This window comes from Bacillus sp. FSL R5-0709 (assembly GCF_038004785.1).
Lineage (GTDB): Bacteria > Bacillota > Bacilli > Bacillales > Bacillaceae_G > Bacillus_A > Bacillus_A mycoides.
Window position 1 is genome coordinate 3,158,291 of sequence record NZ_JBBORT010000001.1, and the last position, 16,459, is coordinate 3,174,749.

Annotated in this window: 15 protein-coding genes, 1 pseudogene and 1 riboswitch; of the genes and pseudogenes, 3 read left to right on the forward strand and 13 right to left on the reverse strand. The window is 34.2% G+C overall.

Annotated elements, in window-relative coordinates:
• Positions 1-255: 255 nt before the first annotated feature.
• The 5 genes and pseudogenes from MKX37_RS16095 to ybaK form a co-directional block, all read right to left on the reverse strand.
• Entirely contained in the window at positions 256-1,134 is an 879-nt protein-coding gene (locus MKX37_RS16095; protein WP_002128267.1) for a 5'-methylthioadenosine/S-adenosylhomocysteine nucleosidase, read from the reverse strand.
• Between the two features lie 175 nt (positions 1,135-1,309).
• Positions 1,310-1,413, reverse strand: a riboswitch (purine riboswitch).
• A 199-nt stretch (positions 1,414-1,612) separates the two neighbouring features.
• A pseudogene (locus tag MKX37_RS16100) lies at positions 1,613-2,338 on the reverse strand (helix-turn-helix domain-containing protein); the annotation flags it as partial.
• A gap of 411 nt (positions 2,339-2,749) precedes the next feature.
• Positions 2,750-3,259, reverse strand: coding sequence for a DUF6141 family protein (locus MKX37_RS16105; protein WP_002128269.1), 510 nt, complete (start codon positions 3,257-3,259; stop codon positions 2,750-2,752).
• A 25-nt stretch (positions 3,260-3,284) separates the two neighbouring features.
• A complete protein-coding gene (locus MKX37_RS16110; RefSeq protein WP_002128270.1) occupies positions 3,285-3,467 on the reverse strand; it encodes a hypothetical protein in 183 nt (60 codons plus the stop codon).
• Positions 3,468-4,096: 629 nt separating this feature from the next.
• A complete protein-coding gene (ybaK, locus tag MKX37_RS16115) occupies positions 4,097-4,573 on the reverse strand; it encodes a Cys-tRNA(Pro) deacylase (protein WP_002128271.1) in 477 nt (158 codons plus the stop codon).
• Between the two features lie 341 nt (positions 4,574-4,914).
• On the opposite strand from ybaK, the gene MKX37_RS16120 reads away from it, so the two are divergent.
• The gene (locus tag MKX37_RS16120) at positions 4,915-6,210 is read left to right on the forward strand and encodes a histidine--tRNA ligase (RefSeq protein WP_078422365.1); all 1,296 of its coding nucleotides are present in this window, start codon (positions 4,915-4,917) and stop codon (positions 6,208-6,210) included.
• Positions 6,211-6,368: 158 nt separating this feature from the next.
• Here the strand turns inward: MKX37_RS16120 and MKX37_RS16125 are convergent, their stop codons facing one another.
• Both MKX37_RS16125 and MKX37_RS16130 read right to left on the reverse strand, forming a co-directional pair.
• The gene (locus MKX37_RS16125) at positions 6,369-6,650 is read right to left on the reverse strand and encodes a DUF1292 domain-containing protein (protein WP_002013967.1); all 282 of its coding nucleotides are present in this window, start codon (positions 6,648-6,650) and stop codon (positions 6,369-6,371) included.
• A gap of 363 nt (positions 6,651-7,013) precedes the next feature.
• Positions 7,014-8,066, reverse strand: a complete 1,053-nt coding sequence (locus tag MKX37_RS16130; RefSeq protein WP_078203903.1) for a pyruvate kinase — start codon at positions 8,064-8,066, stop codon at positions 7,014-7,016.
• Between the two features lie 267 nt (positions 8,067-8,333).
• Here MKX37_RS16130 and MKX37_RS16135 point away from each other — a divergent pair, with 267 nt between their 5' ends.
• On the forward strand, positions 8,334-10,007 hold the full coding sequence (locus MKX37_RS16135; protein WP_078422366.1) for an alkaline phosphatase: 1,674 nt from the start codon (positions 8,334-8,336) through the stop codon (positions 10,005-10,007).
• Positions 10,008-10,091: 84 nt separating this feature from the next.
• On the opposite strand, the gene MKX37_RS16140 is transcribed toward MKX37_RS16135, so the two are convergent.
• The gene (locus tag MKX37_RS16140; protein WP_078422367.1) at positions 10,092-10,772 is read right to left on the reverse strand and encodes an NAD(P)H-dependent oxidoreductase; all 681 of its coding nucleotides are present in this window, start codon (positions 10,770-10,772) and stop codon (positions 10,092-10,094) included.
• Between the two features lie 127 nt (positions 10,773-10,899).
• Between MKX37_RS16140 and MKX37_RS16145 the strand changes: the two genes are divergently transcribed.
• Positions 10,900-11,274 carry a winged helix-turn-helix transcriptional regulator gene (locus MKX37_RS16145; RefSeq protein ID WP_078185441.1) on the forward strand — a complete coding sequence of 125 codons (375 nt, stop codon included), beginning with the start codon at positions 10,900-10,902 and terminating at the stop codon, positions 11,272-11,274.
• A 371-nt stretch (positions 11,275-11,645) separates the two neighbouring features.
• Here MKX37_RS16145 and MKX37_RS16150 read toward each other — a convergent pair whose 3' ends face one another.
• From MKX37_RS16150 to MKX37_RS16170, 5 genes are all read right to left on the reverse strand, one after another.
• Positions 11,646-11,798: a hypothetical protein gene (locus MKX37_RS16150; protein WP_002128281.1), complete on the reverse strand. Its 153-nt coding sequence runs from the start codon at positions 11,796-11,798 to the stop codon at positions 11,646-11,648.
• A gap of 375 nt (positions 11,799-12,173) precedes the next feature.
• On the reverse strand, positions 12,174-12,899 hold the full coding sequence (locus MKX37_RS16155) for a hypothetical protein (RefSeq protein ID WP_002185367.1): 726 nt from the start codon (positions 12,897-12,899) through the stop codon (positions 12,174-12,176).
• A 336-nt stretch (positions 12,900-13,235) separates the two neighbouring features.
• Entirely contained in the window at positions 13,236-13,994 is a 759-nt protein-coding gene (locus MKX37_RS16160) for an SDR family oxidoreductase (RefSeq protein ID WP_078422307.1), read from the reverse strand.
• 56 nt (positions 13,995-14,050) lie between these two features.
• The gene (locus MKX37_RS16165) at positions 14,051-15,715 is read right to left on the reverse strand and encodes a putative ABC transporter permease subunit (RefSeq protein ID WP_002167957.1); all 1,665 of its coding nucleotides are present in this window, start codon (positions 15,713-15,715) and stop codon (positions 14,051-14,053) included.
• Positions 15,708-16,433, reverse strand: a complete 726-nt coding sequence (locus tag MKX37_RS16170; protein WP_002033261.1) for an ABC transporter ATP-binding protein — start codon at positions 16,431-16,433, stop codon at positions 15,708-15,710. The genes MKX37_RS16165 and MKX37_RS16170 overlap by 8 nt, the downstream gene beginning before the upstream one ends.
• Positions 16,434-16,459: the final 26 nt, after the last annotated feature.

Here is a 16,459-nt window from a genome sequence, read left to right on the forward strand (position 1 = left end):
AGTTTAATGTTAACTTATAAATTTCAATTTTTTTATGCAATTATGCATATTTGATAAATCGTTCGACTTTTCTTTTTTCTATAACTGTCTTTATTTTTTGTGTAAAACCCTTCTTCCTCTGTAGAATAAGTACAAAAATAGATTGGATACCATGTAAGGCACCAATCTATTTTAATTAAAGAAACTTTGGTAATTCTGAGTTCACAACACATTGTGCAGTAATGATAACATTTTTATATTGAGACAGAACTACTACTATTTATTTGGTATCGAATCTATATACTTTTTAACTACTTCATATACATATTCTTGATTTGCCGCTGCGGTATTTGGGTTGTATTTTCCGCCGTTTGTTTTATTGTTAGATAATACGCGAATCCCTAAGAATGGTACGTCATAAGCTTTTGCGATTTGCGCTGCTGCTGCACCTTCCATTTCTTCTACAGATGTACCGTATTTTGTATGGAACCATTTAATTCTATCAACTTCATTATTCCAAACGTCTGCTGAACCTATAGTACCTTCCACCACTTTACCTTTTGTATATTTATCTTTCACTGCATTAGCTGCTGCAAGTAAATCCTTATCTCCCTCATAGTATCGGATTTTCTCAGCATTTGGATCTTCTCCTGCACTTCCTTCAGAAGCCATTAAGTCCATAGATATCCATTTTGCCGGTTCAATCCCTTGGTTCTCATCCATATTTGTTGTTTTTAATGACCCTATATTCGCGACTTGTTTTCCTAAAACAATATCAAATACGTTTAAATTAGGATCATGTCCACCTGATGTTCCTTGGTTAATAATCGCTATAGGCTTATATTTTTCAATAGCCACTGCTGTAGCGGCTGCTGTATTTTCCATTCCTTTACCTGTTTTCGCAACGATTACAGGATAATTGTCTACAGTTCCTTTATAAAAGGTAAAAGTTCCAGATTTTTCTTCTTTCACATTTTTTAACCTTTTTGCAAATTTTTCAGCTTCTATTGGCATTGGACCTTGAATTAAGATTGGTTTTTGATTACTTTTTGCCTCAACTTGTTTTGGACCCGCATTACATCCCGCAAGTATTGAGAATGACAATGCAACAGTAGTTACTAGGGCAGCACATTTTTTCAACGTATTCTTCTTCATAAATAATCTCCTCTTTCTCTTGTTGTTTTCTATACTCGATGTTTTGGTCCAAAGAAAAAAGCTCTAGAAATTGTAGAAAAATCTCTACTTTCTAGAACTACGGTAGTCAAAGTTAATTAAGCAAAAGATAAGACCATTGCTAAATTATAGAACGGTAGCGGCTCAATACACCGAATGACCGAATACTTTAACCCGTAGTCCAGTTCTTTCATTGGGAACTAGGTAGAAACGCTCGGACCATATTACCGAGTATATACGAGTGATGTTATTTAAAATTATTATATTGATAATATAACAAACTTTTAGTGTATACACAATCTAAAAGTGAACACTTTTAATAAAAATAATAAAAATGTTCGTTTTTACAACTTAAATAGTTAGGATTTATCATTCCTAAATGGATAACAACGCTAAAAAACTCATAACCCATATACTAAACTAGATTAACCTACAACAACCGATCTTTTACAGACAATTACTCTACCTTTTCAGCGTTTGAGGCATTTACTACTACATAATTCGGTATTGTCGCAACGAGTTGTATTAAATGTTGGTACATACTAATTTGCATCATTTCATTCGCCTTCTCAGTATTTCCAAGCATTTGATACGCTTGTGCGATTAAATCTTCCTCTGGAAAATTAGGTCGTATCGTTTCGCCAAGTAATTGAAGCACCTCATTTGGTCTATTGAGTATAAGATAGCAAGTTGCTTGAAAAGATGCCGCCTCTTTCACAAGAGAAACATCATCACTTTCTTCCTGCACTCGGCTAAAGAGATACATTGCCTCTTCTAAAATTTCAATTCTTCTATCCATATCCTCTGTTAACATGTGGTGATTAATAAAAAGTAGCCCCATTTGAATTAATAATGGAAAACAAGAATAATATTTTTTTGTCACTTCCCTGCACTCCATCATTACTTCATCAAACGGTTCTTCACTAAAAGCTTCCGCTAGTCTATGATATAAATTTTTAATATCTTCCTGTTTCATTTGCGGTGTATAACAGATTAATTCATCTATACTTATGTTAAAGTACGATGCTAACAGTGGCAAAAATGTAATATCCGGATAACTCTGCCCAGTCTCCCATTTGGAAACAGATGCTTTCGTAATACCGATATACGCCGCTAACTCTTCCTGTGTAATTCCTTTTTCTTTTCTCTTATCCGCAATGATTTTATGAATATGAATTTCTCTCACTGTTTCACCTCATACTTTTATTATATGTACTTTATTTCACACAAAATATAGATTTAAAGTCGACTTTCGTTAACAAAATCAACTGTTAGGAAACATCTCTCTAAAATAAAAGAAGCTCCAAATTTTATTATATTTAGGTCATAGATATTAAACTTAATAAAATCAAAGGCAGGAACATATTTGATATGTTCCTGCCTTTTTATTGTGGGGTACCGATACATAGCCATCTAGCTAAGATTTTGAAGTGCTTCAAAATCAAAAATTTCATCTCACCACAGTTTTCTATGAGAATCCAGTGAACAACTTATTTGCATAGTTTTCGAAAGTGGAAGTAAATTTAAGTTATTTTTAAAGTAGGTATACCTAGTACAAATTCTTGAATTGCGCCCGTTTGTTGAATATTAATTTTCATTATACTTTTTGTACTGAGTCCAGTGCTTTTTTTAATTCGTCTGGTTTTTGAGTGCCGATTACTACTGTGTTATATTGCAACTTTAACTCTATACCTTTATTTCCATTCATGTTATAGGCTTTTTCATTCTTAAGGTTAAAACGAATTCCCCATCCCCCAAATCGTTTTAGTGGACTGTAAGTAATGCATTCATAATGATGTATATTTTTGAAAAGGTACTGCTTATATTGAAAATGAAAAGGAACAAAACGAACATAAAGACCTTTTTCACGGACCTCAATGATCAGTTTCAATACTCCAAGCATTAATACAGGAAAGGCAATCCCGAAAAACAACCACATAACAATTAATACACCATTAGGAGCTGGTTTATCTCCAAACGGGATATCAAGAATAATTTGTTGAATAAATCCATACCACATCAGTATGGAAATCCCTAATATGAGTATCCATACCCAAATTTGGGATCGCTGAACCTCACGAAAGATAACTTGTTCTTGTTGTTTCATTAATGATTGTCACCTCCTAAATGGTTTATTTTTTCTCACTAATTTTAAGCCGTTTTGCACTTCCGAAAAATGCGCTCCCAATTATGAATATAATGGAAGAAAGATACATTGTTATCCCTGAATATTTATTTTCAAATATTGTAGTATTAAGTAAATTAATAAACATTATTAATATAAGTGATATGTATAATCCATTAATATATTTCATTTATACCCCTCCCTTATTTTTTCTTCCATCTCCTTTTTCCCTATTTTACCATATGAGAGAAGTGATATATTGTTTGATTTTGGTTGTATATTGTATGCATACTTGGTTAACATAACGTCTCATTATCAGTAGCAAGGAAAAAGAAGAACCCTGCTCTCACAAGGGAACCTTCTTTTTTAGTTCTATGAATCTATACATTTTTTTATACATTCCTATCCTGGCACGGTTTTAGGGTTCTTGTTTGTTACTGGATTAGCCAAAAAACTGTATAAAATCTTGCATACTCTTAGCGTGGGGTTTTCCAAAATACTGGCATCCCCCAATATGTGCTTTCTTATGGGTATTTCTTGAACCCTCATTAAAACACTTTCCCGTCCTTTGTCTATCTTTAAAAGTAACTCTGCTTGTTTATTTAAAGTCCTTGAAACGAGGCATTGTACTCCTCCTAAAGCCAAACAAATGATTAAAATTACACATCCATATTATACTTATTAAACTAAAAATTCAATCTCTTTTTATTTCACTCATTATGTAAATAAAAAAGGATAATCCGCCCTCATAATGGACTAATTATCCTATAAATCTTTATCTAAATTTAATAAAATTAGAACTTCTTTTCCTATGTATACTTATTTCGTTATCTCACCAAACTGCGCTCTCGTCACTTTCATCAAATCTTCAACTTTAAGCTCAATTTGCACGCCGATTTTCCCGCCGCTTACAATGATTGTTTCAAGTGATTGGGCACTTTCATCAATACATGTAGAAAATAATTTCTTCATTCCTACTGGTGAACAACCACCGCGAATATACCCTGAAACTTTCGTAATATCTTTAACAGGAATCATTTCTATCTTCTTTTCACCGACCGCCTTTGCGGCTGCTTTTAAATTTAGTTCCTCATCTACTGGGATAATGAACACATGATAATCCTTACTATTCCCTTGAGCGACAAGTGTTTTATATACTTCTCTCACTTCTCTACCAATTTTCCCAGCAACTGATACGCCATCAATTTTCCCATCGTCCGGATCATATGACATCATCGAATATTCAATTTTTTCTTTTTCTAATATTCGCATCGCATTTGTTTTATCTTTTTTCATAGTGTTCTCCTTAAAAAGTTATTTCATATTATTAAATTTTCTTTTATTATACACTCTTTTCAATTTCTCCTACATAACTTCACGTATTCTTCAAAACTGAAAATATTGATATTTCCAAATTCATCTGATATAATTTGGAAAAACTTATGTTAAGGAGAGATTTTAATGCGAACTTTTAATACGTCTTTCCAACTTCATCATCATATGTAACGCCGTGTATCCGAAGAAAAATTTTTCTTCGTGGGTACAGGGCTTTTCCTGTTGACCCACGAAGCGTTCATAAAGCTATGTGGGTATTTTTATACCCGCATAGCTTTTTTTAATTTAAAAGAGGAGTGATTATGGTGGAAATGAAAAATGTAAAAGGGACAAAAGACTATTTACCAGAGGAACAAGTACTACGAAATAAAATTAAAAGAGCTTGTGAAGATACGTTTGAACGTTATGGCTGTAAACCGTTAGAGACACCAACGTTAAATATGTATGAGCTTATGTCTTACAAGTACGGTGGTGGCGATGAAATTTTAAAAGAAATATATACACTTAAGGATCAAGGAAAACGCGATCTTGCCTTACGTTATGATTTAACAATTCCATTCGCAAAAGTCGTGGCGATGAATCCGAACATCCGCCTACCCTTTAAACGCTATGAAATTGGGAAAGTATTTCGAGATGGGCCAATTAAACAAGGAAGATTCCGTGAGTTCATTCAATGTGACGTTGATATAGTCGGTGTAGAATCAGTCATGGCGGAAGCTGAACTCATGAGCATGGCGTTTGAGCTGTTCCGAACGTTAAACTTAGAAGTAACGATCCAATATAATAACCGAAAATTGTTAAACGGTATTCTCCAGTCTATTAACATCCCTACTGAACTAACGAGTGACGTAATTTTATCATTGGATAAAATCGAAAAGATTGGGATTGATGGTGTACGAAAAGATGTATTGGAGCGCGGGATTACTGTAGAAATGGCCGATACAATATGTAATACTGTTTTATCTTGCCTAAAGCTCCCTATAGCCGACTTTAAAGACACTTTCAATAATACACTTGTCGCCGATGGAGTAGAGGAACTACAACAACTACAGCAATACTTACTCGCTCTCGGAATAAATGAAAATACGATATTCAATCCGTTTTTAGCAAGAGGACTCACAATGTATACAGGCACTGTGTATGAAATCTTTCTAAAAGATGGCACGATTACATCTAGCATCGGTAGCGGTGGTCGATACGATAATATTATCGGAGCATTCCGTGGTGATAATATGAACTATCCAACAGTCGGTATTTCATTCGGTTTAGACGTTATTTATACAGCACTATCACAGAAAGAAACCATATCATCTACAGCGGATTTATTTATCATCCCACTCGGGACAGAATTACAATGCTTACAAATTGCCCAGCAATTGCGCTCTACTACTTCTTTAAAAGTCGAACTTGAACTAGCCGGACGTAAATTGAAACGTGCCCTTAATTATGCAAATAAAGAAAATATCCCGTATGTGCTAATAATTGGTGAAGAGGAACTATCTACAGAAACAGTTGTATTGCGTAATATGAAGGAAGGTACTGAAGTGAAGATTCCCCTCTCTTCCTTGGAAAATAACACATTTAATAACTATATATAATAAGCGCCACCCTCATTCGGGTGGTTTTTCTAGTGCATAAATAAAGAGTCATTCAGTTTACATAATATAATTATTGATTTCTATAAATGTAATTTTCAACCATATAAAAAAAAGAGGGCAGATATGCATCTCCCTCTTTTTTCTAACTCTTTTTATTATTATTCTTGTTCTTGCTCGTCCATAATCTTCTCGAACGCCGCAGATACTTTTTCAAATTCCTCGTCATTCTCTATGTATGAGAATTCATTATCTTCTTCTACTTTTAAAAAGAAGATATCAATGTCTTCCTCAGTTTCTGTTTGAATGTCTTCTACAAAGGCAACCGCAATGTATTCTGCACCTTCGACATCCATCGCTCCAAGCACTTCAACTTCCTGTTCTTCATTATTCTCATCGGTAAGACTAAAAATTTCGCCTACTTCAATTGCTTCCATATTCATTCTCCTCCTATCATACTCTAAAAAATAAAACGTTCAAATTGCACACTTACTAACATATCTTTCCATAAAAAAGTTGAATTCATACAGAAAGAACAACAAATTCTTGCTGATTCAGCAAAAGTATTCAACTATAAGGATATCATTTATGAATAGGAATGAACATATTTTAAATGAGATAATTGGATTAATTAATTTAAAATCCTTCTTTAGATTTCCGAAAGACCTCCATGTTCCATAATGGTTCTTTCATATAGGCAGCTGGAATGCCACCTTTCAATCTGTAAGTAAATACTAAAATAGCACCTCCTATCCTGATTCCTTTCCGTACGTTTTTAGGATGAGAGATAAATCCTTCTATATAAACTAAAGAGACTTATGCAGCAATTCCAATACATCTTTCATCGCAAAAGGACCGTCTTTTTTTACATGCTCAGCGAATTCAGAAACGAGACGTAACGTTTTCACACTTTCGATTGGATGATCTCCTGACGCACTTTCAGCAGAAAGCATAACAGCATTCGTCCCGTCCAATACAGCTTGAAATACATCTGTCACCTCAGCTCTTGTAGGAATAGAATGATCTACCATAGATTGAAGCATTTGTGTCGCTGTAATGACATATGTATTCGTTCGATTGCACTCACGAATCATCATTTTTTGTAACAGTGGAATAAATTGATACGGCAATTCCACACCTAAATCTCCCCTTGCGATCATAATGCCATCCGCTTCTTTGCATATGTCTTGAAAATTCTCGATTGCTTCCATCGTTTCTATTTTTGCAATTAAATTTGGGGAAGTTTCTTTATGTTCATGTATAAAACTTCGTATTTCCTTTATATGACTAGGTTTTCGAACGAAAGAACACGCAATAAAATCAACTTCCTCTTCTAGAAGAAATTGAATATCTTTTTTATCTTTCTCCGTAATAGCTGGCAAACTAACAATTGTACCTGGTAAGTTCACCCCTTTATGAGAGGAAATATTGCCACCTGTTTTTATTCTCGTTTCTATTTTTTCCGAACTTATCTTTTCAACGATTAACTCAACTTCTCCATCATTAATAAGAATTCTACTTCCAACTTTTACGTCATTCGCAATCCCCACATAATCAACACTTGCTTCTTCTTTATTCCCTTGCACTGGATTGGTATATAAAGTAAATAACTCCCCTGCTTCAAGTGTAATTTGTTCTTCTTTCATTTCACCCAATCTTATTTTAGGACCTTGTACATCCCCTAGAATTTTAATAGAATCGTCTAACGATTTTACTAAACGAATGATGTCTTTATGACTTTCATGCGTACCATGTGATAAATTTAACCGAACAATTTTCATACCATTGTTTATTAACTGCGCTAACGTTTCTTCATTATTACTCGCTGGCCCAATTGTACAAACTCGATCAATTGTCATGTCCCCACCATCCTTTTTTAAATGTTTCCCATAAAATAAAGAGAAGATTCTTTTTATAGGAAAGACCGTGTAACTAAGGGTGCAAAGAGGTTTTATATGAAGAGAATATTTTGCTGAAGAAATAGCTTTAATTTAACTTTTTGTGCCCAACATTTTGACTCAATCGTTATTGTTAGTTTCGTTGCAATGGGGTACTACTAATAATAAATCTTGTTTACATACGAACGTTAGATTGGGATATCGAAAACGACCTATGGAGGAACCACAATGAATACTCTTCGAAAAAAAATAATGGGACTAACATTAGCGGGAACGGTAGCACTATTTACATTAGCAACAGGAATCATAATGAACGATAATGAGGTAAAAGCTGAGGTGAAAAAAGCAGGAAAGCAACCTAAAAATGTGATTTTCATGGTTATAGATGGGACAAGTTCTTCTGCTACAACATTAGCCCGGTGGTACAAAGGTTCACCTCTTGCGCTAGATCAAATTGTATCCGGAGGTGTTCGTACATACTCAGCAGAATCGGCTATTACGGACTCTGCACCAGCAGCCACAGCTTTAGCGACAGGAAATAAATCAAATTCAGGCTACGTGGGCGTATTACCTTCTGTTGTGAATTCACCTGGCTTAGAACCAGTGAAAGAAGAATGCAAGTTTCGTCCAGTTGCCAACGTCTTAGAAGGCGCAAAACGTTCCGGCCGCGCGACAGGAATCATTGCTACATCAGAAATTCAACATGCTACTCCGGCTAGTTTCTCTGCCCACCACGTTAACCGTAAAGATTTCGAAGTACTTGGTGAACAGCAAGTGTATCAAAATATAGAAGTTGTATTAGGTGGTGGAAAAGCAGCACTTCAGCCTATGACAAGCAACGGAATTCGTAAAGACAACGAAGATTTAGTAAAAGTGATTCAAGACAAAGGGTACGACTTTGTCGAAACAAAAGATGCGTTATTAAACTCCAAATCAAATAAAATCTGGGGTTCTTTCTCTAATACTGCCCTTGCGTTCGATATGGATCGTAGAATAACCAATCCTAAGCAGCCAACTCTTTCCCAGATGACGAGAAAAGCAATTCAAACATTATCAAAAGATAAAGATGGTTTCTTCTTATTTGTAGAAGGTAGTAAGGCAGATTGGGCAGCACATGCAAATGATCCAATCGGGATGATTAGCGATGTATTGGCATTTGATGTTGCAGTTACAGAAGCATTAGAATTTGCGAAGAAAGACGGTAACACTATGGTCATTGCTTTAGCGGATCATGGTAATAGCGGTATTTCCATTGGTAACAGCAATACCACAAAAGGCTATGATACTACACCAGTATCAGCTTACATTGCCCCACTGAAAAAGGCGAAAATGACACTTGAAGGTGCTACAAATAAACTAAAAGATGATTTATCTAATATAAAAGAGGTCGCTGCACTTTACGGTTTAGACGACCTAACTGATAATGAAAAAGAGCTGTTAAAAGCTGCACAAAAGAAAACTGATGTAGGTCCAATCCTTACTAAATTATTGGCCAACCGTGCGAACATCGGTTTTACAACTGGTGGTCATACGGGTGAAGATGTATTCTTATACTCTTACGGTCCTCAAAAGCCATACGGTTTAGTCCAAAATACAGACATTGCGAAAATAATGGCCAAAGCAATGGGCTTTCAATTAGGAGAATTATCTAAGAAATTATTCTTAGATGCTGAAACATCCTTTAAACAAATTGGTGCAACTGTAACGATTGACAAAAAAGATGCACGAAACCCGGTGCTTGTAGTAAAACGCAATAATACGGAGGCCAAATTGTTTGTTAATAAAAGCATTATATATATTGGTGGGAAAGATTATGAATTAGGAGGCATCGTTGTAGAAAGCAACGAGAAATTCTATGTACCTGAAAAAGCACTTCAACTATTCACAAAGCATTCTCGCTAAATTTAAAAACAGACATAAAAAAACGCTATCCTTTCTATAGAAAGGGTAGCGTTTTTTTCGTTATATGGATACAAATTTATCTTATTAAATCCATTCAACAATAGTATCCATAGTTTGTCTTGTTTTATTAAATTTTGGTTCTCCTTTACGGTATCCAAATGCAACCATAACTGATACCTCAAGATTATCATCTTTTAAAATTCCTTCTTGACGAAGTAAAGAATCTACTTTTTCTTTATCGAATCCTTCCATTGGACAAGAATCAATACCGATTTGAGCTGCACTAGTCATCATATTAGCTAAAGCAATATAAGATTGCTTTGATGACCAATCAAATACAGCACGTTCGGAGTCTAACAATTTAAAATCCGATTCTTGGAATTTTTTGAAGAATTCATATCTCATTTTTTGGGCTTCTTCAGGCAATCCAATAATATCTTTCATCATGTGCTGAATATACTCTGCATCATAGTGCATATCTTTGATGTTTCTTGAAAGAACAATGACAAAATGACTTGCTGTTGAAAGCTGCCCACCTGCTCCCCATGAATATGGTAATAGTTTTTCTCTTAATTCTTTATTTTGAACCACAATAAATTTCCAAGGCTCATATCCAAAAGAAGAAGGAGATAATCTTCCTGTTTCTAAAATAAATTTAAAATCATCTTCTGAAATTTTCTTCATAGGATCAAATTCTTTACATGCATGTCTAAAGTTAAAAGCCTCAATAATTTTTTGTTTTGTATTTTGTTTTGTGTTAGTCATAAAAGATCCCCTTTTCATTAAATTATTATTTAACCAAATTATATTTTTAAAGTAACAATGATACAAGTACGCACATTTATGTGCTATAGTATCAAAAAAGATACTATTGTTAAGGGAGAGTCTTTTTATGATTAGTTCAAAAGAAGATGATGTAAATTATCCATTTTTAAATAAATATTCTTGTCCAGTAGAAGCTATCGTCGAGGTTATTGGCGGGAAATGGAAAGGTGTTATTCTTTATCATTTATTAGATGGTAAGAAACGATTTAATGAATTAAAAAGATTAAAACCTAATATCACCCAAAGAATGCTAACACTTCAACTTAGAGAACTTGAAGCAGATGGCATCGTACATCGGGAGGTATATCGTGAAGTACCTCCTAAAGTAGAATATTCGTTAACTGAACTTGGCGAGTCATTACGTCCAATTATCCTTTTAATGATGGAATGGGCGACTAATAATATGGAGCAGGTTTTGGAAAGTAGAGATAACACTAAATAGCATTTAAAACCTGTAATTAGCCATTACAAACAACTCAAAAAAGATTGCCTCTTAGTATACAAGCGATTTTTTTTGAGTAAAAGGATTATTTTGGTCAGATTCTGGAAACGTGTTAATATTCTTCATAAAGGAGGTCTACTGATGAAAAATTTATGGAAGAAAGTTTCTTTAATTTCTTTCATAGTAATTGTCCTTTTAATAATTTTATATTTTTGTGGTATGTCACTTTTCTGGAACCAACCCTAAATTACATTTAAAAATAAGCCCCCCTTGAATAAAATTCAATATTCCGTCAATACTATACATGACATTAGATTTTCTCCTTGTTCCCCCTTGGAGAGTCGGGCAGCTAGCTTTTGTTAGCTGCTTTTTTATTTTCGAATCATTGCCGTCATTACTACTGGTGGTCCATTTGTTCCGTATTTCATAATTTGAGCAATTGATTGTAACTGCTGAATGCCTTCTTCTTCATTATGTTCTCCCTGAACAATTGCTGACGAACAATATAATGGTTGAACAGCCACTGTATGGAGTCTCTTCCGCTAAATAAAATTGTGCGACCATTGGAAGTTCTTCTCGTTTACATATTTCTAGGATTTTCTGCGATACTGGTGCAATTTCTTCATCATAAACTTCCTCTTTATCGTACATCTCAATTCATTCTCCTTTTCTACAAAATGAAATTTTTGTAGAAAATAATGAACTTTAAAAACTACTAAATTGCAAATATAAATACAAGGGAGCGTTTTATATGACTCCCTATCAAAAAATATCTTTAATAGTTATCACTCTTTTTTATCATTGTGATGTTCCTTTTAAATGAAGTCTTTATTTCTTAACACCAAACGAAAATGTACAACAAACTAAAAAGGCCTACTCACTCGAGTAGGCTTTTGAAACTATGAAAGCTTCGTTAATAATTGATTTAAATCTTTTTTCGTTTTCGTCGTTAATGACTTCATTTTATTAATATCGATCTTTTCTTTCTCCGCTCCTACAATTAACGGATACATACTTTGGCCAATTGTTTTATATTCAGTCGGATGTGATGCTTCTAACTCTTTTTCAATGACATCCCACTTCTCATTAATTTGTTTTCCAAGTTTATTAACTGTTTCTAATTTAGGATTTGCAGCTAATTGCTTGTCCAAGCTTTCAATTAATGTAACGACTTCTTTTACATTTGTTTTCACAGCGACGCTTTTCTTCGGATCTTTCGTTGTTTTTCCGTTATTGTTTGTACTTGTACTTTGATCTGTTGTTTTTCCGTTGTTGTTTGTACTTGTACTTTGATCTGTTGTTTTTCCGCTAGTAGTTTGATCATTCGTTTTTCCTGTCGTTTCTTTTTCTTTTGTTGTTTTGCCGTTACTTTCTGTTCCTGATGATTCCTTTGTATTTTTTGCATCCTTATCTGTTTTTTCATTCGAAGAAGTATTTGTGTCTTTTTCAGTATCTTTCGTTGTTTTTGACGCTTCATCTGCACTTGTCGTTTTCGATTGCTCTTCATTTTGTGCAGTTGCCTGATCCTTCTTCGCTGCATCTTTATCTGTGGAGGTACTACAAGCTGCCATTGTAAGCATTGTACCAATTGCTACTGATGCGATAGCGACCTTTTTCATTTTCATAAAAATCCCCCTATGTTTACAATTTTATCCTTCTCTTTACGATTCTATTTCCCCTTAAAAAATCCCTTTTCATACGAATCACCATCTTTCCGACAGTAATCTTCATAATAATACGTACAAAAAACGATAAATTCATTTTAATATTCGAGTTTTTTCTACTACATTTTCCTCCTCTGTAGCAAAAGAAAAAGAGTATGTTGTCACATGAAGATTTACAATCTACAAATGACAACATACTCCCCTATCAATTTTTTATCTTTCTTGACATTTTATTTATACAAAAAACAAAATAATTACTAATTTTTTTATTTCTCAACACTTGTTAACATAATATTTTTATGAATAACCACCGTTCGAATGAATGACTTGCCCAGTAACCCACTTCGCTTCTTCACTTACTAAAAAAGCAATTAAGCGTGCCGCATCCACCGGTTCTCCAACTCTTCCTTGCGGGAATTTCCATACTAAATGATGCTGTAATTCCTCTGTAATCCATCCTGTATTCGTTGGTCCTGGATCAACAGCATTGACTGTAATCCCCTTCTCCATAGCAACTGGTGCAACTGACTTTGTAAATGCTTCTATTGCTCCTTTCGTTGCTACGTATGCTAGTTCATCTGGCATCGGGCCTAATGACTGCCCAGAAGTAAGATTTATAATACTTCCACTCGTTTTAAGTGAAAAATGTTTAATAAATAATGAACTTAATAGCATAGGAGCACGAACATTAACCGTATAATGTTTATCTAGCTGTTCTACATCTAACTCTTCAATTTTCGTAGGAGTAGAATACGCCGCATTATTAATAAGAATAGATGGATCCCCTAAACGTTCTGATACCATATACAATACACGATTAGGCGAATAAGACTGCGATAAGTTTATTTCTGCCATTTCACATCGAACGCCGTAACTTTCAATTTCCTTTTTCAACAAAAAGGGCTCTTGATCATTCATTCTCCATGGCATCGCTTTATCATACCGAGGCCAGTACGTGAAAAAAATGTCTATCCCATTTTGAGCAAGCACCTTGCATACAGCTGCACCAATTCCATTCAGACGAGTTGCCCCTGTTACAATTGCTATTTTCTTCACCTTTTCTCCTCCATCTATGGATAAATCCCCTGCACGAATACAGAGGATCTACCTTTTTAATTAATATTTGACAATATACGCTCAGCGCCTAATTTTAAAATTTTAATAAAGATATAATTTACAATCGTAAACATTACAAATAAAACGATAAACATAATCCAAAGTCCTACTTGAAGGAAGAAGTATAATACACTTACACCCGCTACAATAACTAAAGCTATTAAAATATTAGCTAAAAAATTCCACAAAGTTGTATATCGACTTTTAAATAATTTCTGTTCTGTATCCCAATGAATATCTGCAGTTTGTGCATCCCAGCGTGTACCGATTAAATTAATTAACAATAAACCGTTCGCACTTAGTAAGAACCAAAGTATCATGAAGACTGGCGAAATACCTGCTACAAATGCCATTGTAATACCGAATACTCCTAAAATGACTACATTAATTAACCAGGCCGTTATCGCTTTCGCAAAAAAGATATCCGAAGCCTTTACTGGTAAGTAACGATTCACAAACCAAGAGCTTCCATCTCGTGAGAATGACGTTGTTGCAATAACGTTACTCCCCATTAAAAATAAGGATGCACAAAGGCCCACACCAATTGCGAAACCTGCTGATTCTGGATTATCAATATACCCTGTAATCCATTTTAAATTTCCATCTTGTACAAACAAAACAAAGAACAGCATAATTGGCATAACGAAAGTTTGCACAATACAATTTAAGAAAAATTGTGGCGTGCGGAATAACGTTTTAAATTCTTTTTTCACATATGCTTTTAAATGAGAACTTTGTACTGTTGATTTCTGTAAACCTTCTGCTGAAATTACCTCTTTTTTTGCTGTACTCGTTGAAAGTCCAATAACCCCTTTTAAATATGTACGCTCTGCAATGTAATAAAACAAACCGAAAAATGCGATAGAAATAAGAATGTATATTAGTACGTATAATATTCCCTTCCACGATGCATTTTCTACTAATCCCATTGCACCAAAATATGTAGTCGGAAAATAATTTGTCATTTGTATGAAAAGGGAGGATTGATTATTTGTAAGATAATTCGCAACTGAATCTCCAGCTCCAGATACTGCACTTTTATTTCTCCATTGCATAAATACATTGATTCCGACGATAAATAGTATACTTACGATTCCAATAAATATACTTCCTCGATCTTTATTTTTCGCTATATTCGTATACCTCATAATAATTGTCATAATTAACGAAGCTAAAACTAGCGGAATGATCGGGAAGAATAAGTAAATGACAATCATATAAATGTAATATGTAATGAAAGCACCACTCTTTAAACCGTAAGTAATAAAGATAGGCAATAAAATAAACGAGCTCATTACGTATTGTGTAATTAACACTGTAAAGAACTTTGCCGAAATAATTTGCGCTGGTTTTAATGGTAACGGTAGTAACATTTCAACATCATTACTATAGTAAAACACTGTTAAAATGTTCATAATACTCATCAAAAATACCCATATACTAGCAACTGCTAATCCCATCGCAATAACAATTCCTGGATCCTGTCCGAGGTGTATCATTCCTTCATATATTCCATGGGTCATCGAACCGAATATTAAAAAACCTACAAATAAAATGGCTGCAAATGAAAATAAATACGCCCATCTTTTCTTTTTATCTGTTATGAAATCTGCATAATTTAATTTCAATAATACTTTCGTTAACGTCCAAATTTTACTCATTGCCCGTCATCTCCAAGAACATTTTTTCAAGTGATTCATTGGATTCAAAATGATCTCTCATTTCATTTAAATTCCCTTTAAACTGAAGATTTCCCTTATTAATAATCGCGACGCGGTCACATATTTTTTCAGCTACTTCTAATACGTGTGTCGAGAAAAATACAATCTTCCCTTTATCAGCATGTTCTCTCATCATTTCTTTTAAAATATATGCAGATTTCGGATCAAGACCTGTTAACGGTTCATCTAAAATCCATACATCTGGTTCATGTACGAGCACACCGATAATAACAATCTTTTGTCTCATACCGTGTGAATAACTTTGAATTTGATCAGATAAAGCATTGTACAGATCAAACTTCTTCGCTAATGACTCTATTCGTTCTTGTCTTACTTCCTTCGGTACTTCATACATATCAGCCATAAAGTTTAAATATTCAATCCCTTTTAATCGTAAAAACATATCCGGGCTATCTGGAACATAGCCAAATGTTTTCTTCGCTTCCATCGGATTTTTCATAATATCTTTACCGTTGATTGTAATGGTTCCTTTGTCCACCCCATGAATACCAGTAATCATCTTAATTGTCGTTGATTTACCCGCACCATTCGGTCCTAAAAACCCAAAGATTTCTCCGCTCGGTACAGATAAACTTAAATCTTTTACTGCATAGGTAGATCCATTATAACTTTTTGACACATTCAAAATTTCGATCATTACATCCAATCCTTTCCTTAATTACC

Excerpts from the sequence above, each read along its gene's own strand:
- MKX37_RS16155 (WP_002185367.1), bottom strand. The coding sequence starts at position 12,899 with ATGAAAATGAAAAAGGTCGCTATCGCATCAGTAGCAATTGGTACAATG.
- MKX37_RS16130 (WP_078203903.1), bottom strand. The coding sequence starts at position 8,066 with ATGACAATTGATCGAGTTTGTACAATTGGGCCAGCGAGTAATAATGAA.
- MKX37_RS16170 (WP_002033261.1), bottom strand. The coding sequence starts at position 16,433 with ATGATCGAAATTTTGAATGTGTCAAAAAGTTATAATGGATCTACCTAT.
- MKX37_RS16140 (WP_078422367.1), bottom strand. The coding sequence starts at position 10,772 with ATGACTAACACAAAACAAAATACAAAACAAAAAATTATTGAGGCTTTT.
- MKX37_RS16110 (WP_002128270.1), bottom strand. The coding sequence starts at position 3,467 with ATGAAATATATTAATGGATTATACATATCACTTATATTAATAATGTTT.
- ybaK (WP_002128271.1), bottom strand. The coding sequence starts at position 4,573 with ATGAAAAAAGATAAAACAAATGCGATGCGAATATTAGAAAAAGAAAAA.
- MKX37_RS16095 (WP_002128267.1), bottom strand. The coding sequence starts at position 1,134 with ATGAAGAAGAATACGTTGAAAAAATGTGCTGCCCTAGTAACTACTGTT.
- MKX37_RS16145 (WP_078185441.1), top strand. The coding sequence starts at position 10,900 with ATGATTAGTTCAAAAGAAGATGATGTAAATTATCCATTTTTAAATAAA.
- MKX37_RS16135 (WP_078422366.1), top strand. The coding sequence starts at position 8,334 with ATGAATACTCTTCGAAAAAAAATAATGGGACTAACATTAGCGGGAACG.
- MKX37_RS16165 (WP_002167957.1), bottom strand. The coding sequence starts at position 15,715 with ATGAGTAAAATTTGGACGTTAACGAAAGTATTATTGAAATTAAATTAT.
- MKX37_RS16125 (WP_002013967.1), bottom strand. The coding sequence starts at position 6,650 with ATGAATATGGAAGCAATTGAAGTAGGCGAAATTTTTAGTCTTACCGAT.
- MKX37_RS16105 (WP_002128269.1), bottom strand. The coding sequence starts at position 3,259 with ATGAAACAACAAGAACAAGTTATCTTTCGTGAGGTTCAGCGATCCCAA.
- MKX37_RS16120 (WP_078422365.1), top strand. The coding sequence starts at position 4,915 with ATGGTGGAAATGAAAAATGTAAAAGGGACAAAAGACTATTTACCAGAG.